Raw genomic sequence first — 15,907 nt, 5'->3', positions numbered from 1 at the left:
CTGGCCCTCGATGAGAGTCGGTTCAGCTCACGGTTATGCCCCAACCGTCTCTCCCTATACCCAGCTCAGATGGTCTAGCAAGGCTACGGCCCGCTAGATGACTCTTAATGGCTTCGCGTACAAGCTCTATACAACCTCCATACAACTATGTTTCAATCGACTGTTTCTTCGAGCGTCGGCGCGATCGCTTTAACCGATGCGATCGCCCCTTTTGGACTGACTTCTAGCACTAACCATCCGCTGCACCTGCCGAATTATGCGAGCAGTGCGGTTCGGGAGGTGGCGTTCATTGATGGGGGCTTGTCGGATGCCCAAACGCTGATCAACGGGTTAAAACCGGGGACTGCGGTGTATGTGCTCGACCCCTCGGGGAATGAACTGGGTCAGATCACGCAAGTCATAGCGGGCTATGACAACCTGGCAGCGGTGTCGCTGTTCTCTCATGGCAGTGATGGGGCGTTGCAGTTGGGTAGCACTCGTCTGAATATGGCAAACCTACTGGACTATGCAGGGCTGTTGCAGTCTTGGTCGAGTTCGCTGGCTGCGGATGCGGATGTGTTGCTCTATGGCTGTGATGTGGCGGCAGAGGCCACCGGACAGAGTTTCGTCAGCCAACTGGCAACCCTGACCGGAGCCGATGTAGCGGCATCCACCGACCTGACGGGGAACGCCGCCCTGGGGGGCGATTGGGACCTGGAGTTTAGCACTGGTCACATCGACACCGATGCTCCCCTGCTAGCGGGGTTCCAGCAAGCGTATCAAGGGCTGCTCGCCCTGACGGAAGACACCAGCATTGCGCTGCCGGGAGTAAACCGTAGCTCCGTCGCCTGGGGCGATTACACGGGCGATGGCAAGCTCGACCTCATCCTCACTGGATCCGATAACTCTGGCAACTTGATCGCGAAGCTGTACAAAAACAATGGCAGTGGCGGTCTGACGGAAGACACCAGCATTGCTCTGCCGGGAGTACGCGATAGCTCCGTCGCCTGGGGCGATTACACGGGCGATGGCAAGCTCGACCTCATTCTCACTGGATTTGATAGCTCTTTCAACCGGATCGCGAAGCTGTACAAAAACAATGGCAGTGGCGGTCTGACGGAAGACACCAGCATTGCGCTGCCGGGAGTATCCAGTAGCTCCGTCGCCTGGGGCGATTACACGGGCGATGGCAAGCTCGACCTCATCCTCACTGGATTCGATAGCTCTCGCAACCGGATCGCGAAGCTGTACAAAAACAATGGCAGTGGCGGTCTGACGGAAGACACCAGCATTGCGCTGCCGGGAGTATACCTTAGCTCCGTCGCCTGGGGCGATTACACGGGCGATGACAAGCTCGACCTCATCCTCACTGGACGAGATAGCTCTGGCAACCCGATCGCGAAGCTGTACCAAAACAATGGCAGTGGCGGTCTGACGGAAGACACCAGCATTGCGCTGCCGGGAGTAGCCGCTGGCTCCGTCGCCTGGGGCGATTACACGGGCGATGGCAAGCTCGACCTCATCCTCACTGGAGTAGATAACTCTGGCAACCGGATCGCGAAGCTGTACCAAAACAATGGCAGTGGCGGTCTGACGGAAGACACCAGCATCGCTCTGCCGGGAGTATTCAATAGCTCCGTCGCCTGGGGCGATTACACGGGCGATGGCAAGCTCGACCTCATCCTCACTGGATCTATCTTTGGCAACCGGATCGCGAAGCTGTACCAAAACAATGGCAGTGGCGGTCTGACGGAAGACACCAGCATTGCTCTGCCGGGAGTAGACTTGAGCTCCGTCGCCTGGGGCGATTACACGGGCGATGGCAAGCTCGACCTCATCCTCACTGGAGTAGATAACTCTGGCAGGATCGCGAAGCTGTACAAAGACGTCCCCAATAAACCGCCCGTCGCCACCAACGACAGCTTCACCACCAACGAAGACACGCCCTTGACGGTGACAGCAGCAAACGGGGTGCTGAGCAATGACACCGATGCCGACAACAATACCCTCACTGCCATCCTGGTCAGCAGTCCCAGCAACGGCACTCTCACCCTCAATACCGATGGCTCCTTCACCTACACGCCCAACGCCAACTTCAATGGCAGCGATAGCTTCACCTATCGCACCAATGACGGCACCGTCAACTCGACGAACATTGCCACCGTTACCCTCAATGTCACCGCTGTTAATGATGCGCCTTCCTTTACCAAAGGATCGGATCTCACCGTCAACCAAAATGCTGGGGCACAAACTATAACCAATTGGGCAACCAATCTCTCCGCTGGCCCTGCCAACGAGTCGGGGCAAACCCTCAGCTTCACCGTGACCAATAACAACAATGCGCTGTTCAGCGTCCAACCGACGATCTCCCCCAACGGTACCCTCACCTACACCCCCAATCCCAACCTCAGCCCCAACCTTACCAACCGCACCGCCATCGTCACCGTCACCCTACGCGATAGCGGCGGCACCGATAACGGGGGACAAAACACCTTCACCCAGACCTTTACGATCGTCGTCGGCAAAACCCAAAACGGCGGCAATGGCAGAGATAGCCTGAATGGCACCGCTGGGAACGATCGCCTCAATGGCAACAACGGCAATGACACCCTATTTGGCGGCGCAGGCAACGATGAATTGTCTGGGGGGAACGGGGATGATGTCCTCGATGGCGGCACGGGCAACAACACCCTCACCGGTGGACTGGGAGCCGATACCTTTGTCCTCGCTTCCGGCGGTAACCAGCGCATTACCGATTTCCAAAATGGGACCGATCGCTTCCGGTTAACGGGCGGCCTCACCTTTAACCAACTCACCTTCCAACGGGATGGAACCCGCACCCGAATTAAGATCGCGGCCACGGATGAAACGTTAGCGGTGTTAGACAACATCACCGTCAACCAGCTTGACTCCACCGATTTCGTCACGGTCTAACTCGGGCAGACGATCGCTCAACTGGATTTGGAGAATCTCCGATCGAAGTGGGCGATCGTGTTGTTTGGACATAAAATCGGCATCTCCTCCAATCAATTTCGTCACATTGCGCAAGATGATCCGGTTCAAAATCGCAAGAGTAGACACGACTAATTTTCCTGAACATCATAGAATTTAAGCAAGCAACACTCAGTTAAATGTTGATATCAATCATTGGAGTCTTCACGATAGGAGATTTAGCATGAAACTCATTCATCCCTGTAATCCATCAAAGCCCCTTCAAACCGCCGTGCTCAGTGCGATCGTGCTCACTCCGATCGTCTGTTTAAGTGGAAACACAAGTGCGACCGCGCACGATCGCCCAACGTATTACAAAAAGATCGATCGTGCCGCCCTGACCATTGCCGCTGATGGCGATCCAGCCGATGTCTACTTCCCTCGATTATCCAAACACCAACGCGATCGGGCGGAATTGCCTGTTGTCCTGATGCTACCGGGAGCCTTGGTCGATAAAGCAGATTATTCCAATTTCGCCACCCAAGTCGCCCGTTATGGCTTTGTCGTCGTCGTTCCCAACAATCAGCGAACCTTGATCGCACCCAATGGTCAACTCTTTCCCGGTCTTTTTGCCGAACAGGAACAGGTACATCAAGTCCTCGCCCAAATGCGAATTGAAGATCGCAATCCCAAATCACCCATTTTCAAACTCGTTGATCCCACTAAACTCGGATTGATGGGACATTCCTTTGGCGGCGGCGCAGGACTCGGCGCAACCCAAACCCAGTTTTGTTTACCGGGGATTTGCTCCGGGACCTATACTCGCCCCCCGGAACTCAAAGCCGGAATTTTCTACGCCACCAATTATCGCAATCAGCAGACCCAGCAATTTTTGCCCATTAACAATACTGGCATTCCGATCGGCTTGATTGTTGGCAGTCTCGATGGCGTTGTATTACCGTCTGCCAGTCGAGCGACTTACGATCAAATTGTGAATCCACCCAAAGCGTTTATTACAGTCGCAGGTGCGAATCACTACAGCATTACGAATCAAGATAATCCCGTTCGTGAACCCAGTCGATCGACTTTAGATCAAGCGATCGCAACCCAGACGATCGCCCATTGGAGCGGACTCTTTCTCCGAACCGTCATGCTGAACGATCGACGAGGTTTAGATAAGGTTCTCCGTGTGGCGGATGACCTCGATCCGAATGTCACGGTGATTCGTTAAATCCCTAGATTTCCTTCTGTTTTTAGCAAACTGAAATTGTCAAACTCTACTCTATACAGAAGACTGTGCGCTATGCTGACCGCCCCCTCTTTGTCGAACCTATCTTCCGCTCATCTGTCCAGTTCGATCGCATTCAATCCACCGTTTCAGAATCCGTTAACGATACCCGCGACATCTTCTCCGATCACGTCGATCGCTTTTATTGATCGCAACCTCAGTGATACGCAAACCCTAATCGCCGGATTGCAACCGGGGACGGCGGTGTATGAAGCGGTCGCGCTTTCCACCCCAGAAGCGCGATCGAGGTTGCTTTGAGCGCCAGAATCCGATTCACCGACCCCTTGCAGATTGCACCGAGTCCGAACCTCTCAAGGTAAAATGGGACTCATTCGCCATTGAGTCCGATTGGACGAGTAACCGTGAGATTATTGCAGTTTAACCGCCCAGAACGACAGAAAGAACGTCAAATTCTAATTGAGGCAGGAGTCTGGAACGCCTCTGACTCCTCAGATTCGTATTGACGCAATGTTTTGGATGCAGCTATCCCCGCGCAATTGATTCAAGGCTCGCTGGACCACCGGAGTTTCGCCGCCATTCTTCAGGACGGGCACCAAGAGCAAGAGTGCATTCAAGGATTGCTCAAATACGATCGCGGCGTCCACTTCCCAGAGATTAATTACCCGGTAATCTTGCCGCACCTCCAGTCCCATGAAACTGGAAAAAGCCTGCTCCCACTACGAGAACAGACTTTTTCTCATTGACCTTACTAGCGACTCAGCCTTGGACAATATTCGATTAACTATCTTCGATCGCCCGCTCAAGCTGCTTCCGCTCCGGTAACCCCAGCATGTCCGCATTGGTCTTGCCAGGAGCCACCATAGGATAGCAGTTCTCATCCCGCCGCACATGCACATCCATCAGCACCGGGCCATCGTGGGCCAACATTTCCGCCACGGCTTTGGACAGATCATTGCGATCATGCACCACAATCCCCTTGACCCCGTAGGCTTCGGCAAGCTTGACGAAATCAGGCATCGAAGGCTGCATGTTAGAAGAAGAATAACGCTCACCGTGGAATGCTTGCTGCCACTGCCGCACCATCCCCTGCCAGCCGTTATTGATAATCACCGTCTTCACCGCAATGCCGTACTGCATCAGTGTGCCCAACTCCTGAATATTCATCTGGATACTGGCATCACCACTAATACAAATCACCTGCTCATCGGGCACCGCCACCTTCGCCCCCATGGCCGCTGGCATCCCAAAGCCCATCGTCCCCAGCCCTGCACTGGAAATCCAACGACGGGGGCCATTCTTGAGGAACTGAGCTGACCACATTTGGTGCTGGCCCACATCCGTGGTGTAGTAGGCGTGGGGCGCTTGCCGACCCACTTCCACAATCACCTCCTGGGGCGACAGCATATCGGGGTAGCGGGGAACTTGCAGCGGATAATCTTCCTTCCAGCGGGCAATCCGACCCAGCCAAGCATCGGTCTGGCCAGGATTTTGGGGATCGGCTTCCGCTTGGCTGCGTTCCAGTAACTCCTGGAGCACGACTTTGACATCCCCCACGATCGGCACATCGGGCTGGCGCACTTTGGCCACTTCCGCCGGATCAATGTCGATGTGAATCACCTTGGCATGGGGCGCAAAGCCATCCAGCTTACCCGTCACCCGATCGTCAAACCGTGCCCCGACTGCAATCAACAGATCGCATTCCGTCACCGCAAAGTTAGCATAGGCAGTCCCATGCATCCCCAACATCCCGAGGGCCAAAGGATGGTGCTCATCAAAAGACCCAATGCCCATCAAGGTGGTGGTCACAGGGAGTTGAAAGCGTTCCGCCAACTGCTTCACTTCATCCTGGGCACTCGCGACAATCGCGCCCCCACCCACATACAGCAGAGGACGATTGGCTTGGCGAATCAGCTTCAACGCTTGACCAATTTGGCGCGGATTGCCCTTCACCGTTGGTTTATACCCCGCTAGTCGCACATTCCCTGGCTCAACGGGCACATAATCAAAAACTTCTAACCCCACATCCTTGGGCACATCCACCAACACCGGCCCCGGACGCCCCGTGCTGGCAATGTGGAACGCTTCCGCCACCACCCGTGACATCTCTCGCGGATCCCGCACCACGTAGGAATGCTTGACGATCGGCAGGGTGATGCCCCAGATGTCTGTTTCCTGGAAGCCGTCGGTGCCAATCATGTGGCGGGGGACTTGCCCGGTGATCACGACCAAGGGAATGGAATCCATATGGGCCGTGGCAATGCCCGTTACCAAATTCGTTGCACCGGGACCAGAGGTCGCAAAGCATACGCCCACTTCACCCGTCGCCCGCGCATAGCCATCGGCAGCGTGAGCAGCCCCCTGCTCATGACGAACCAAAATATGTCGCAGGTCACCCCGCTCTTCAAATTTATAAAGTTCGTCGTAGATGGGTAGAATAGCACCGCCTGGATAGCCAAAAATATGCTTCACGCCGTGGCGTTTAAGGCTATCGAGCAGCGCGTAAGCACCTGTGACCCGTTGGACTGCTACCGATTGCTGCAATTGCACTGGGGAACCTCACCAAAAGCGTCTAGATGGATGGAAGTAAAGTTTCCTGAAAAGAGAATTAACCTCAGGATACCCAAAATAGAGGGACTGGCTGAGCCGATCGCGCAGGGCTGAACTAGGAGCTACACTGAATATATAGAGCGACAGCTATATCGACTATATCGATCGACCTGAAGCAAAGTATCTAGATCCAGAAGAAATTTCTTTTTTTGGAATTTAAAAAAATCAGTTCTGTAACGACTGATGCAATTCTATAAGACCTAAGTCTAGAGGCGATTTTGTTCTCTGTCGAGGTCAGCAGGCTTAAAAATTTAGACGGATTTGGCTGGAAGCGTTATGTTATCAGCGATACAGCCGTTAGGACTGGTCAACACCTGATGACATCGTTACAACCTGTCTTTACAACCTGTCTTTACAAGTCCCAGCAGCTAATCGGGTGGACAACCTAGCTCATCCTCCTGGAGAGGTAAAGTAGAGCGGATTATCCAGAGAATCCCGCTGGCTGATGGCTGAGTTCATAGGACAGCCTGCCTAGGGAATCGTTGACAGGACATCTTGGGTCATAGAACATCTTGAAAAACCTGACGACTTCTGCGCCAAGTCCAAATCCCGATCGCCGCCACAATCACGCTAATCCCTAGTAAAACGAACCCTGGATCACGAGGAGAATTGGGATTGGTGGGATCTAGGGGAGGAGACAGTTTGACGAAAAACTCTGTCAGGACTAGGGGCAGGGAAATGGCGATGTTGATCACGTTATTTTGGAAGCCGAAGACCTTCCCTCGCATCGAGGCGGGCGTTTGCTGCTGAATCAACGTTTGCATGGGGACTACGATCAGCACCGACCCCAGCCCCAAAAAGGCACTCAACACTAACGCGATCGCCAATTGATGGATGAACGCAAAGCAAAACAAAGCAAAACTGACGCTCAGAAAGCCAATCAGGGGGAGAGGTTTGTGGTGGAAGCGATCGCCCATGACGTTCAGCAACGTTGCCCCCAAAATCATGCCGACTCCCGCCGCCGCAATCAAAAAGCCAAATTGGTCAGCCTGGAGTTTTTGGCCGGGACTGATTTGAATTTTGCTCGTCAGGGCGATCGACAGCACGGTTAACGAAGCAAACACTGAGTAGATAATCATCAGCTGCACGATCGCGTTACTCACCAGGCGATCCTTGCGTAGATAAGCCAAGCCCGCTTTGAAGTCTTGCCAAGGATGCAAGGTGTCTTCAGCCCGTTGGCGGGTTTCCCGCATGGGCAAGCGAGCCAAAATAATCGCGCCTGCCAGGTACAGCAACCCTACTGTGAATTCCTTACCAAACTCAAAGGGAAGATTCCCAAGTCCCCGGCTGAGGTACTCCACAAGATCGAAAATCGGGGACGCAACCGCATGCCCCACCACGATCGAGCCAATCATCGTCGTCGCAAACAGGGAATTAGCCGCGATTAAATTCTCCCGAGCCACCAAAAAGGGTAATACACTTTGTTCCGCTGGGGCAAAGAACTGGGTCAATACCGACTCAGCAAACACAATCACCACTAGCAACGGAAAGCCACCGGGAATGAACGGTAGCAGCAGCAGCATAATGGCCCGCCAGAGATTGCAATGGAACAGGACAGATTTCTTGCGCCGTCGATCGACAAAAATTCCCGCCGCCGAGCCAAACAAAATGGCCGGAATGGTGGAAGCAATAAACAAAATCAACAACCGCGAGTTCGGATCCAGAGCCCATTGGATTGAACCCATGTTAATTTCAAAGGCTTGATACCGTAGATTTTCTGTGAGGAGAGAAACTTGGAGGGTCAGAAAAATCTTGTCCGCAAGCTGGGAACAAATTTGGCCAATCCAAAGCTGCATGAAGGCACGATCGCGCAGGAGGGCCGAAAAACCAGTGGATTGAGGTTGCTGACTCACGGGATGCATATCGTCATGGGGAAGAAAAGTGGCTTGACGCGCAGTGGACTCACGAAAAGTGGACTGAGAGAAGCCGTCCCCTAGTGTGCAGTCTGGAGGTGAATTCTGGCTAGTCCTGAAGAAAAATGTCTCAGCAGTTTACAAGGATTAGTCATCCCAATCCGCATAGTTATCGATCTCACAGTGACAACTTGAAGGTGACGAACTTAAAGTAACGAACTTAGAGCAACGAACTTAAGGCGCAAACTCCAAGGGGGTAGCCCCAAGGGAAGTGGAGAATGCTGACAAATCAAAGTTGTAGCGACTTTGACTTAGCTTGTGATAGAACATAGGTAGATTATGTTCAGATAAGTGCAGATGTAAGCCAGCATCAGTCATTACGGGTGTAGGCATTTATTCAACGTCTGATAGGGTTTCTAGATCAGTTCAACTTGCTCACCTTCAGCCTATGAGCGAAAAGACGAAAACAGTGACTGGGGTTAGATTGATGACTCAGGAGTTAGATTGATGGCTCAAATGTAACTGCTGCTCTAGTGAATTGATTTTGTAGCCAATGCCAGTTTTTAGCTTGGCTCAGTATTCGAGAATGAAAAGCATGTCTGAACAAAGTTACTGGGCAAAATGAGTCGCGTACTCTGGAACTCAGGGGTAGGACAGTTAGCCCACTGGGCTACTAGTTGGCTACTAGTTGGCTACTACGGACGGGTTAGGCTGGCCGTGGGCAGAGTTGACCGTGGGCAGGGCTGGCTAAGGGTAGCTGTGACCAGAATTGAACCGTAGGCCAGTAGGCTCTAATGCGCTGTAGTCATTCAGTAGCATCAAGGGCAGTATCCATCCAGCGATCGCTCCAGTGACTCAATCCTAGAAAACTTCCTCAAAACCTCATGATTTCGAGTCAGGTTGTCTCATTAAATTCTCGTTTGTCTGGCTAAAATTGAACCAATAAAACGTTTGACAATACCCGCCTTAATCTCGATTTATTTCACTTTTCTGCTTTTATTCCGCACTTAGGTTAAAAATCACAATCTATGCAAACTCACGGGGAAGCACTGAAACCAATTCGTTCTCTAGAGGACGCTGTAGAACGCTGTCAAGTCTTGGGAATGCGTTTGAGCCGACAGCGACGCTACATCCTAGAACTCCTGTGGCAGGATCAGGAACATCTATCTGCCCGTGAAATTTACGATCGCCTCAACTGCCAAGGCAAGGAGATCGGCCATACCTCGGTGTATCAGAACCTGGAAGCCCTGTCCGAGCAAGGGGTAATTGAGTGCATTGAGCGGGCCGATGGTCGTCTCTATGGCAACATCAGTGATGCCCATAGTCACGTCAACTGTCTGGATACCCAGCAAATCATTGATGTGCATGTGGATTTACCGCCGGAACTGATTCAACAGATCGAAGCCCAGACCGGCGTCAACATTACCGAATATCGCATTGATTTTTACGGCTATCGCAAAGCTTCCTCGGAACCGATCGGGGAATAACGGCATCTTGGTAGATGGCAGGGGAGGACAGCCTCCATCTCCTCGATCGATCCCCTCACAGCCTGCAAGGAGCCCCATCCCCTGAACAGAACGAGTCATCCGGATGATAAATATTGTGATCCTCGCTTTCAGGGGCGGTTCAGATTTGGAAATTCGTGTTTCAATAGGCGTACCTTACAGTTGCTCCATTGACTCGGCCAGTGCGTCATGGTTAGGAAACCCCTTGTACAGTCTTGGTTGCAGGCATTTGTTAAGCCGCCATCCCAAGGCAAATCTGTCCTTCCCCGGAACCGTTTGACTCAAGAACTCCCCACGACTCACAATGAATTTGTGGTGGAGTCAGAGCCTGTGATTCGTGTGCCTGAACAGCCCATCCCGCCCCCCCTTGAGCCTGAGGTTGGACTAGAGCCAGCCCAAGGGATTCTGGAGGATGCAGCGACCGCTGAACTCTCCCATACGCTGCCTCTGTCAAGGATCGAAGGCATCAGTGGTCGTTGGGAAAACGGTACACAGGAAAACGGTACACAGGAAATCAGTGGAGAGCCACAGGCGGATCGTCTCCCCTTTCCCCCCGGGTTTGTCGATCCTTGGGCCAATGAGGCCGTGAGACCAGTGGCCTTTGATCCCTGGGAAGACGAAATTAGCAATCCCGCCTTGAGGGAAATTGATATTGCCATTGATCAGGATCTCGATCGGGAGGACGATCGTTCGGATGCAGCCTCTCCCGCATTTTTCGATCGGGGATCAACGCCCTCTACGAAGGGAAAAAATCGGAGATTCCGGAAAACCCAGCAACGATCGCGGAAGGCCCCTTCCTCCAATCCCCCCCAATCTCGCCGCCCCTTCAGCCAGCAGGCTAAACAACAATTCAAACGAGTGGGCCAAGCGAGCGTAACCCAATTCAAGCGAGGCTGTACTGCGGTGGGGCAAGCCACGAAAACCCAGGCTCAGCTTGCCTATAGGCACACTACGCGGACGATCGTGCAACACCGATGGGCCGTGGCTGTTATTACAGTTTTTGTCTTGGTGGCCGGTAGTGGGACAGCGGCCATGTGGTGGCTCTCCCGCATTCCTCCGGTGCCTGAATGCGAAAAGATTTCCACTTGGTCGGTCGATGCCGAACGCTTGTACTGTGCCCAAGTCGCTGCCCAATCTGGTCAACCGGAGGACATTCAGCGCGGGATTAATCTCGTGAAACATTGGTCTGCGGATCATCCTCTATATACCCAAGGACAACGATCGCTCGAGCAGTGGTCTAATGCCTTGCTCAGCTTGGCGCGGGAAAAACTGAACCAAGGGGATTTGGATGGGGCGATTCAAATTGCCCAAACCATTCCAGAATCCAGTCCCCTCTACGGCGAGGTGAAAGACTCCATTCAGCGCTGGCAGACGGAACGCAATCGCGGTCAAAAACTCTACGATCGCATCATGGTGGCATTAAAGCAGCAATCCTGGAATGAATCATCGGATTTGCTGGCAAAGCTAACCTTGGTGGACGATCCCAAGTGGCAAAATCGGTTATCGGACATTCGCAAACAGATTGATGACGAGAAACTAGCGGGTTATTACCTCAAACAAGCCCAAGCGTTTGTCAAAGGCCAACCTGTGGAGACTTGGGGGCAGGCGATCGCGCTGACCGATCCCATCAATCGCAAAACCTTTGTCTGGCAAGCAGCCCTCAAGGAAATCCAAGGATGGCGCGATCGGGTCTTGAAGTTAGCTGCTCAAAAATTGTCCCAAAAAGACATTGCAACAGCGAGTCGTTTAATTCAGTCCATTCCACAAAACATTGAACTCACCGAAGCCCATAAAGATTTGGTTGCACTGGTGCATGCCTCGGAATTAGATGGGACAGCTCTTCCCAGACAGCCCTTGCTGCAACAACTGGGACGCATCACCTTGGCAAATTTTGCGTTGCAACACATCGATCGTAAAAGTCCCTTCTCAGCCCAAGCTGTAGCGCTGCAACCGCGTTTGGACATGCAGGCAGAAGATGCTTTTCAGATCACAGTCGCCCAAAGCCTAGCGAATCTTGGCCAGGTGCCGATGCTGCAAGCGGCGATCGGGCAGATTCAGCACATTACCCCAAAACGGCCCCGCCGAATTGAAGCCCAAACTTTCCTCGCCCAGTGGCGCAAAGATATAGAACGGTTGGAAGATCGCCCTATTTTGGTTCAGGCTCAGCAGTTGGCCCAGGCGGGTACGGTGGAGCAATTGCGACAGGCGATTCTGCTCGCAGCCCAAATTTTGCCTAAACGGGCCTTGAGGGTTGAAGCCCAAACCCAAATGAGTGCCTGGAATAGCCAAATTCAGACCCTGGAAGATCGACCTATTTTGGTACAAGCTCGCACCCAAGCCCAGTCCGGTCAGTTGGGGCAGGCTATCAAAACAGCCAATCGCATTGCGCCCAAGCGTGCGCTCCACCGAGAAGCGCAGCAGGACATCGCCAATTGGGCAGATCAGTTACAAGCGATCGCCGATCGGGCAACCCTGGATCGAGCGACAGGCTTAGCAGCAGAAGGCTCTCTGACCCGCGCGATCGAATTGGCCTCCCAAGTGTCTAGTCGATCGGTGTACCCTGAAGCACAGGGTGCGATTCAGCAATGGTCGAGAGAACGGGCTGAAATTCGTCGTCGCCAAGAACTCAAAACGGCTGATCCCGCAGAATCCTCCGATCAGCAAACGGAATCCTCTGCACCAGATCCCGACAGCATTGAAGAGGCCAATCCATCTGAGGTATCTTCAGACCGTGTTGAACCCTCTCCAAGAGATAATTCAACGGATCCTACTCCCCCTAGCTCCTCTCCTTAAATTTCCATGAATGCCTCGTTTGCTGAATTGACGGCTCCCGTTATTTGCATGGTCGTGGAGGCTGACTCTGCGATGCGACGAGAGTTAAGCTTCTACTTGCAACAGCATCCTTGGCAGATTGTTGCAGAAGTCACCACAACGGATCTCGCGTGGGAACGCTTTATGACCTTGCGTGACACCCCCCAAGCGATTCAATGGGTGGTGCTAGGAGTCCCGTTAACCGGGCGGGGCTACGGAGATCGATCGGGGTTAGCCCTTTGCCAAGCCTTAAAAGCAATCAATCCGACAATTAAGATTATTTTGCTGGCGGATTTGCGAGATCCGGCGCTGTTCGAGGCTCGGCAATTAGGGGTCGAGGGGTGCTTTGCTCGGGACACACCGATCGAAAGCCTAATATCGGGGTTTACGCAGATTTTGCAAGGGGAAACCGTTTGGTCAGCGGATCTGCCGCTGCCAACGGATCAGCGAGGATTTATTCTCCCTGGCAATCAACCACGATCGCAGTTACCAGGCACGTCTGGGCAATCGTTTGGGCAATCGTCTGGGCAATCCATCCCCCTCGCTGGAATTCAACAAATTGACACCCTGCTGCTGCAACTAGAGCGACAACTCCGGACGCGAGCCTTATCTTGGGTCGATCGCCTCGTGCTCCAAGGCCGCTGCCGCGAGTTACGGGCGGCTCGCTGGATTTTGGCCCAGTTAGCCTCACAATCTAGCCCCTCGCCCAAGCTGCCTGCTTCCACCAGGCCAACGGAGAGTTTGTCTCCTCCCAGTTTGCCATCCATGTCACCCTCTTCATCCCAGTGGCGAGCCTCCCAACCGTCTTGGCCCTCCGCAGACTCACCCTTCACCAGCTCACCCTTCACGAAATCGGGCCTAGTTTCGCAACCGCTCGCCATGCCCCCCAAAAAGGTGCAAGACCTGCTTTTCGAACGACTCGCGAGCAAACTTCGCTGGGAATTGAAGAATGTCAGCTCGATTCCCTTGGAGATGGATATTCTGCGCCTCGATCGCAAGCAAGAATTGCTCTATGTTGTGCTCCGTAAGGTGGAAACCTTGCTGGCTGAACTGACCTTGGCCCAGGTAGACCCTCCGCAATTAACGGCTAAACAGGCTGAACTCCTCACCGATCTGTGGGAAGCCTCAACCATCGACTTTTTGGGGAAGTACTATACCCTACGCGATAGTATCCAAACCATTGAAGTAGTACCCGCGGTGCTCCATAGCTATCCGATCGTGCAACGGGACATTTTGTCCAAGATTCCACTTGTCCCGGATTTGTTTGCCTATTTACTGTTTCAAACCCCTCTGATTCAAGAGTTTACGCTGACTAGTCCTGGCGCGGCACCCGTCTCCTCGGAGCAACTCGATCGTGCCGCAGCGATTTTAGAAAACCTGGTCATTCAAATTGCCAATGCAGTGATTCAGCCTATTCTGAATCAATTTGCAGACTGGGAGCCGATTAAACAAAATTTCTACGATCGGCGGCATATGACGAGCCGCGAAATTGAACGCTTTCGCAATGATCTGTCTTGGCGGTATCGGCGCGATCGCTGGTTTGATACCCCCACCCATATCTTTGAAAGCCAATATCGCCTATGGACGCTGAGCGATCGAGGCATTCGACGCATTGCGATTTATTCACCCCGTCGCCAGGAATTAGAAACGTTGTCTGGCATTCCCCTAGCCGTCACGATCGCCCTGGAAGCCAGAGATGCCCTGTCTCCTCGGTTGCGGGCAGCATTTTCCATCTTGGGGGCAGGGGTCGTTTACCTGCTGACAGAAGTGGTGGGACGGGGGTTGGGGTTGATTGGCCGAGGCATTGCCAAGGGAATTGGGGATGCGTGGCAGGATCGGCGCTCATAATGGAGGTAGCCGAGAGCTGTATGGAAGAAGATTGCTCTCAGACGAGATGGCTCTCAAGGAATCTTAGAGGATGATCTAACCTGCCTAAAAATTGCCGCTAAAAACTTTTGCAAGACTGTGTCATTTTTGGGTAAAGCGACTACACTGAAGCTGCAAGATGTCGTCACAATTTCGGCTATTGGAAACTTCGTAATTCACACAACACATCACAATCCATCACAACTATGTTTGAGTCTTTGCTGGGTGCGATCGCACTGATGTTTGCGGGTTACATTATTGGCTCCGTGCGGATCGTTGAAGAAGGTGACGAAGCGTTAGTTCAGCGCTTAGGGGAGTATAAGCGGACTCTTCGGCCTGGACTAAACTTTGTTGTTCCGGTCATGGACTCGGTGTTAGTGGAAACGGTGCGTGAGCAGTTGTTAGACATCGAGCCCCAAAAAGCCATTACCAAGGATTCTGTCCCCGTTACGGTGGATGCGATCGTGTACTGGAGAATTGTGGATCTGTACCGCGCCTATTACAAGGTTGACGATTTGGAAGAGTCGCTGAAGGAACTGGTTCTCAGTTCTCTGCGGGCAGAGCTAGGTAAGTTTGAGCTACAACAGGCGATCGCCTCCACTCGCGGAATTAGTGATTCTCTTAAGCGAGATATTGAAGAAAAGCTGCGGGAATCTGATGAAGATGTCGCTCGGCAACGCTTGCAGCACGAGCAAATTTATCCTGATCCGGAAAACCGTCCTCCGTTCAAGCCTTTGAATACCTGGGGCATTGACCTGGTTCGGGTTGAGGTTCAAGACATCAGTATTTCCGATGAGATGCGGCAGTCTCTGGAAAAACAACGGGCCGCCCGTGCCCAAGGGGAAGCGACTCTGGAAATCACCCGTGCTACGGTGGAGTCCATTCGTCAGCTATCGGAGGCCTTGGAAAACTCAGATAATCCCCAAGCGGTGTTGCAGTATTTGATTGCCCAAGACTTTGTAAAAGCCAACGCTGAGATCGGTAAGAGTGAAAATTCCAAGATTCTCTTTATGAATCCCGGTGCTCTCAATGAAGCCCTCAGTGATTTGCTGGTACACCCATTACCCAAGGATAGTCACCACCCCGGTAACGGAGCTGCATAGTAA

General features: G+C 52.9%; 10 protein-coding genes and 1 pseudogene. 7 read left to right on the top strand and 4 right to left on the bottom strand.

Features of this window, described 5'->3' with window-relative positions:
- The first annotated feature begins 147 nt into the window (after nucleotides 1–147).
- Nucleotides 148–2,913: a DUF4347 domain-containing protein gene (locus H6G21_RS00325; protein WP_190569343.1), complete on the top strand. Its 2,766-nt coding sequence runs from the start codon at nucleotides 148–150 to the stop codon at nucleotides 2,911–2,913.
- Here H6G21_RS00325 and H6G21_RS00320 read toward each other — a convergent pair.
- Nucleotides 2,860–3,060 (bottom strand): hypothetical protein, encoded by a 201-nt coding sequence (locus H6G21_RS00320; RefSeq protein ID WP_190569341.1) that lies wholly within the window; start codon nucleotides 3,058–3,060, stop codon nucleotides 2,860–2,862. The two genes, H6G21_RS00325 and H6G21_RS00320, sit on opposite strands and share 54 nt — an antisense overlap.
- A gap of 94 nt (nucleotides 3,061–3,154) precedes the next feature.
- Here H6G21_RS00320 and H6G21_RS00315 point away from each other — a divergent pair, with 94 nt between their 5' ends.
- Together H6G21_RS00315 and H6G21_RS00310 are read left to right on the top strand one after the other, a co-directional pair.
- Nucleotides 3,155–4,141, top strand: coding sequence for a chlorophyllase (locus tag H6G21_RS00315; RefSeq protein WP_190569339.1), 987 nt, complete (start codon nucleotides 3,155–3,157; stop codon nucleotides 4,139–4,141).
- Between the two features lie 72 nt (nucleotides 4,142–4,213).
- Complete coding sequence (locus H6G21_RS00310) at nucleotides 4,214–4,456, top strand: hypothetical protein (protein WP_190569337.1); 243 nt, start codon at nucleotides 4,214–4,216, stop codon at nucleotides 4,454–4,456.
- A gap of 191 nt (nucleotides 4,457–4,647) precedes the next feature.
- Here the strand turns inward: H6G21_RS00310 and H6G21_RS00305 are convergent, their stop codons facing one another.
- From H6G21_RS00305 to H6G21_RS00295, 3 genes and pseudogenes are all read right to left on the bottom strand, one after another.
- Nucleotides 4,648–4,851, bottom strand: a complete 204-nt coding sequence (locus H6G21_RS00305) for a hypothetical protein (protein WP_190569335.1) — start codon at nucleotides 4,849–4,851, stop codon at nucleotides 4,648–4,650.
- Nucleotides 4,852–4,957: 106 nt separating this feature from the next.
- Nucleotides 4,958–6,706: pseudogene (ilvB, locus tag H6G21_RS00300) on the bottom strand (biosynthetic-type acetolactate synthase large subunit); the annotation flags it as partial.
- Nucleotides 6,707–7,266: 560 nt separating this feature from the next.
- Nucleotides 7,267–8,628 (bottom strand): MFS transporter, encoded by a 1,362-nt coding sequence (locus tag H6G21_RS00295; protein WP_190569330.1) that lies wholly within the window; start codon nucleotides 8,626–8,628, stop codon nucleotides 7,267–7,269.
- A gap of 1,019 nt (nucleotides 8,629–9,647) precedes the next feature.
- On the opposite strand from H6G21_RS00295, the gene H6G21_RS00290 reads away from it, so the two are divergent.
- From H6G21_RS00290 to H6G21_RS00275, 4 genes are all read left to right on the top strand, one after another.
- Nucleotides 9,648–10,106: a Fur family transcriptional regulator gene (locus tag H6G21_RS00290; RefSeq protein ID WP_190569329.1), complete on the top strand. Its 459-nt coding sequence runs from the start codon at nucleotides 9,648–9,650 to the stop codon at nucleotides 10,104–10,106.
- A 207-nt stretch (nucleotides 10,107–10,313) separates the two neighbouring features.
- Nucleotides 10,314–12,917 (top strand): hypothetical protein, encoded by a 2,604-nt coding sequence (locus H6G21_RS00285; RefSeq protein WP_190569327.1) that lies wholly within the window; start codon nucleotides 10,314–10,316, stop codon nucleotides 12,915–12,917.
- Nucleotides 12,918–12,923: 6 nt separating this feature from the next.
- Complete coding sequence (locus tag H6G21_RS00280; RefSeq protein WP_190569325.1) at nucleotides 12,924–14,783, top strand: DUF3685 domain-containing protein; 1,860 nt, start codon at nucleotides 12,924–12,926, stop codon at nucleotides 14,781–14,783.
- Nucleotides 14,784–15,007: 224 nt separating this feature from the next.
- Entirely contained in the window at nucleotides 15,008–15,904 is an 897-nt protein-coding gene (locus H6G21_RS00275; protein ID WP_190569323.1) for an SPFH domain-containing protein, read from the top strand.
- The last annotated feature ends 3 nt before the right edge of the window (nucleotides 15,905–15,907 follow it).

It is taken from the genome of Alkalinema sp. FACHB-956 (assembly GCF_014697025.1).
In the GTDB taxonomy this organism is placed as follows: Bacteria; Cyanobacteriota; Cyanobacteriia; order Leptolyngbyales; family Leptolyngbyaceae; genus Alkalinema.
The sequence above is the reverse complement of the archived record's forward strand: the minus strand, read 5'-3'. Positions and strand labels throughout refer to the sequence as shown.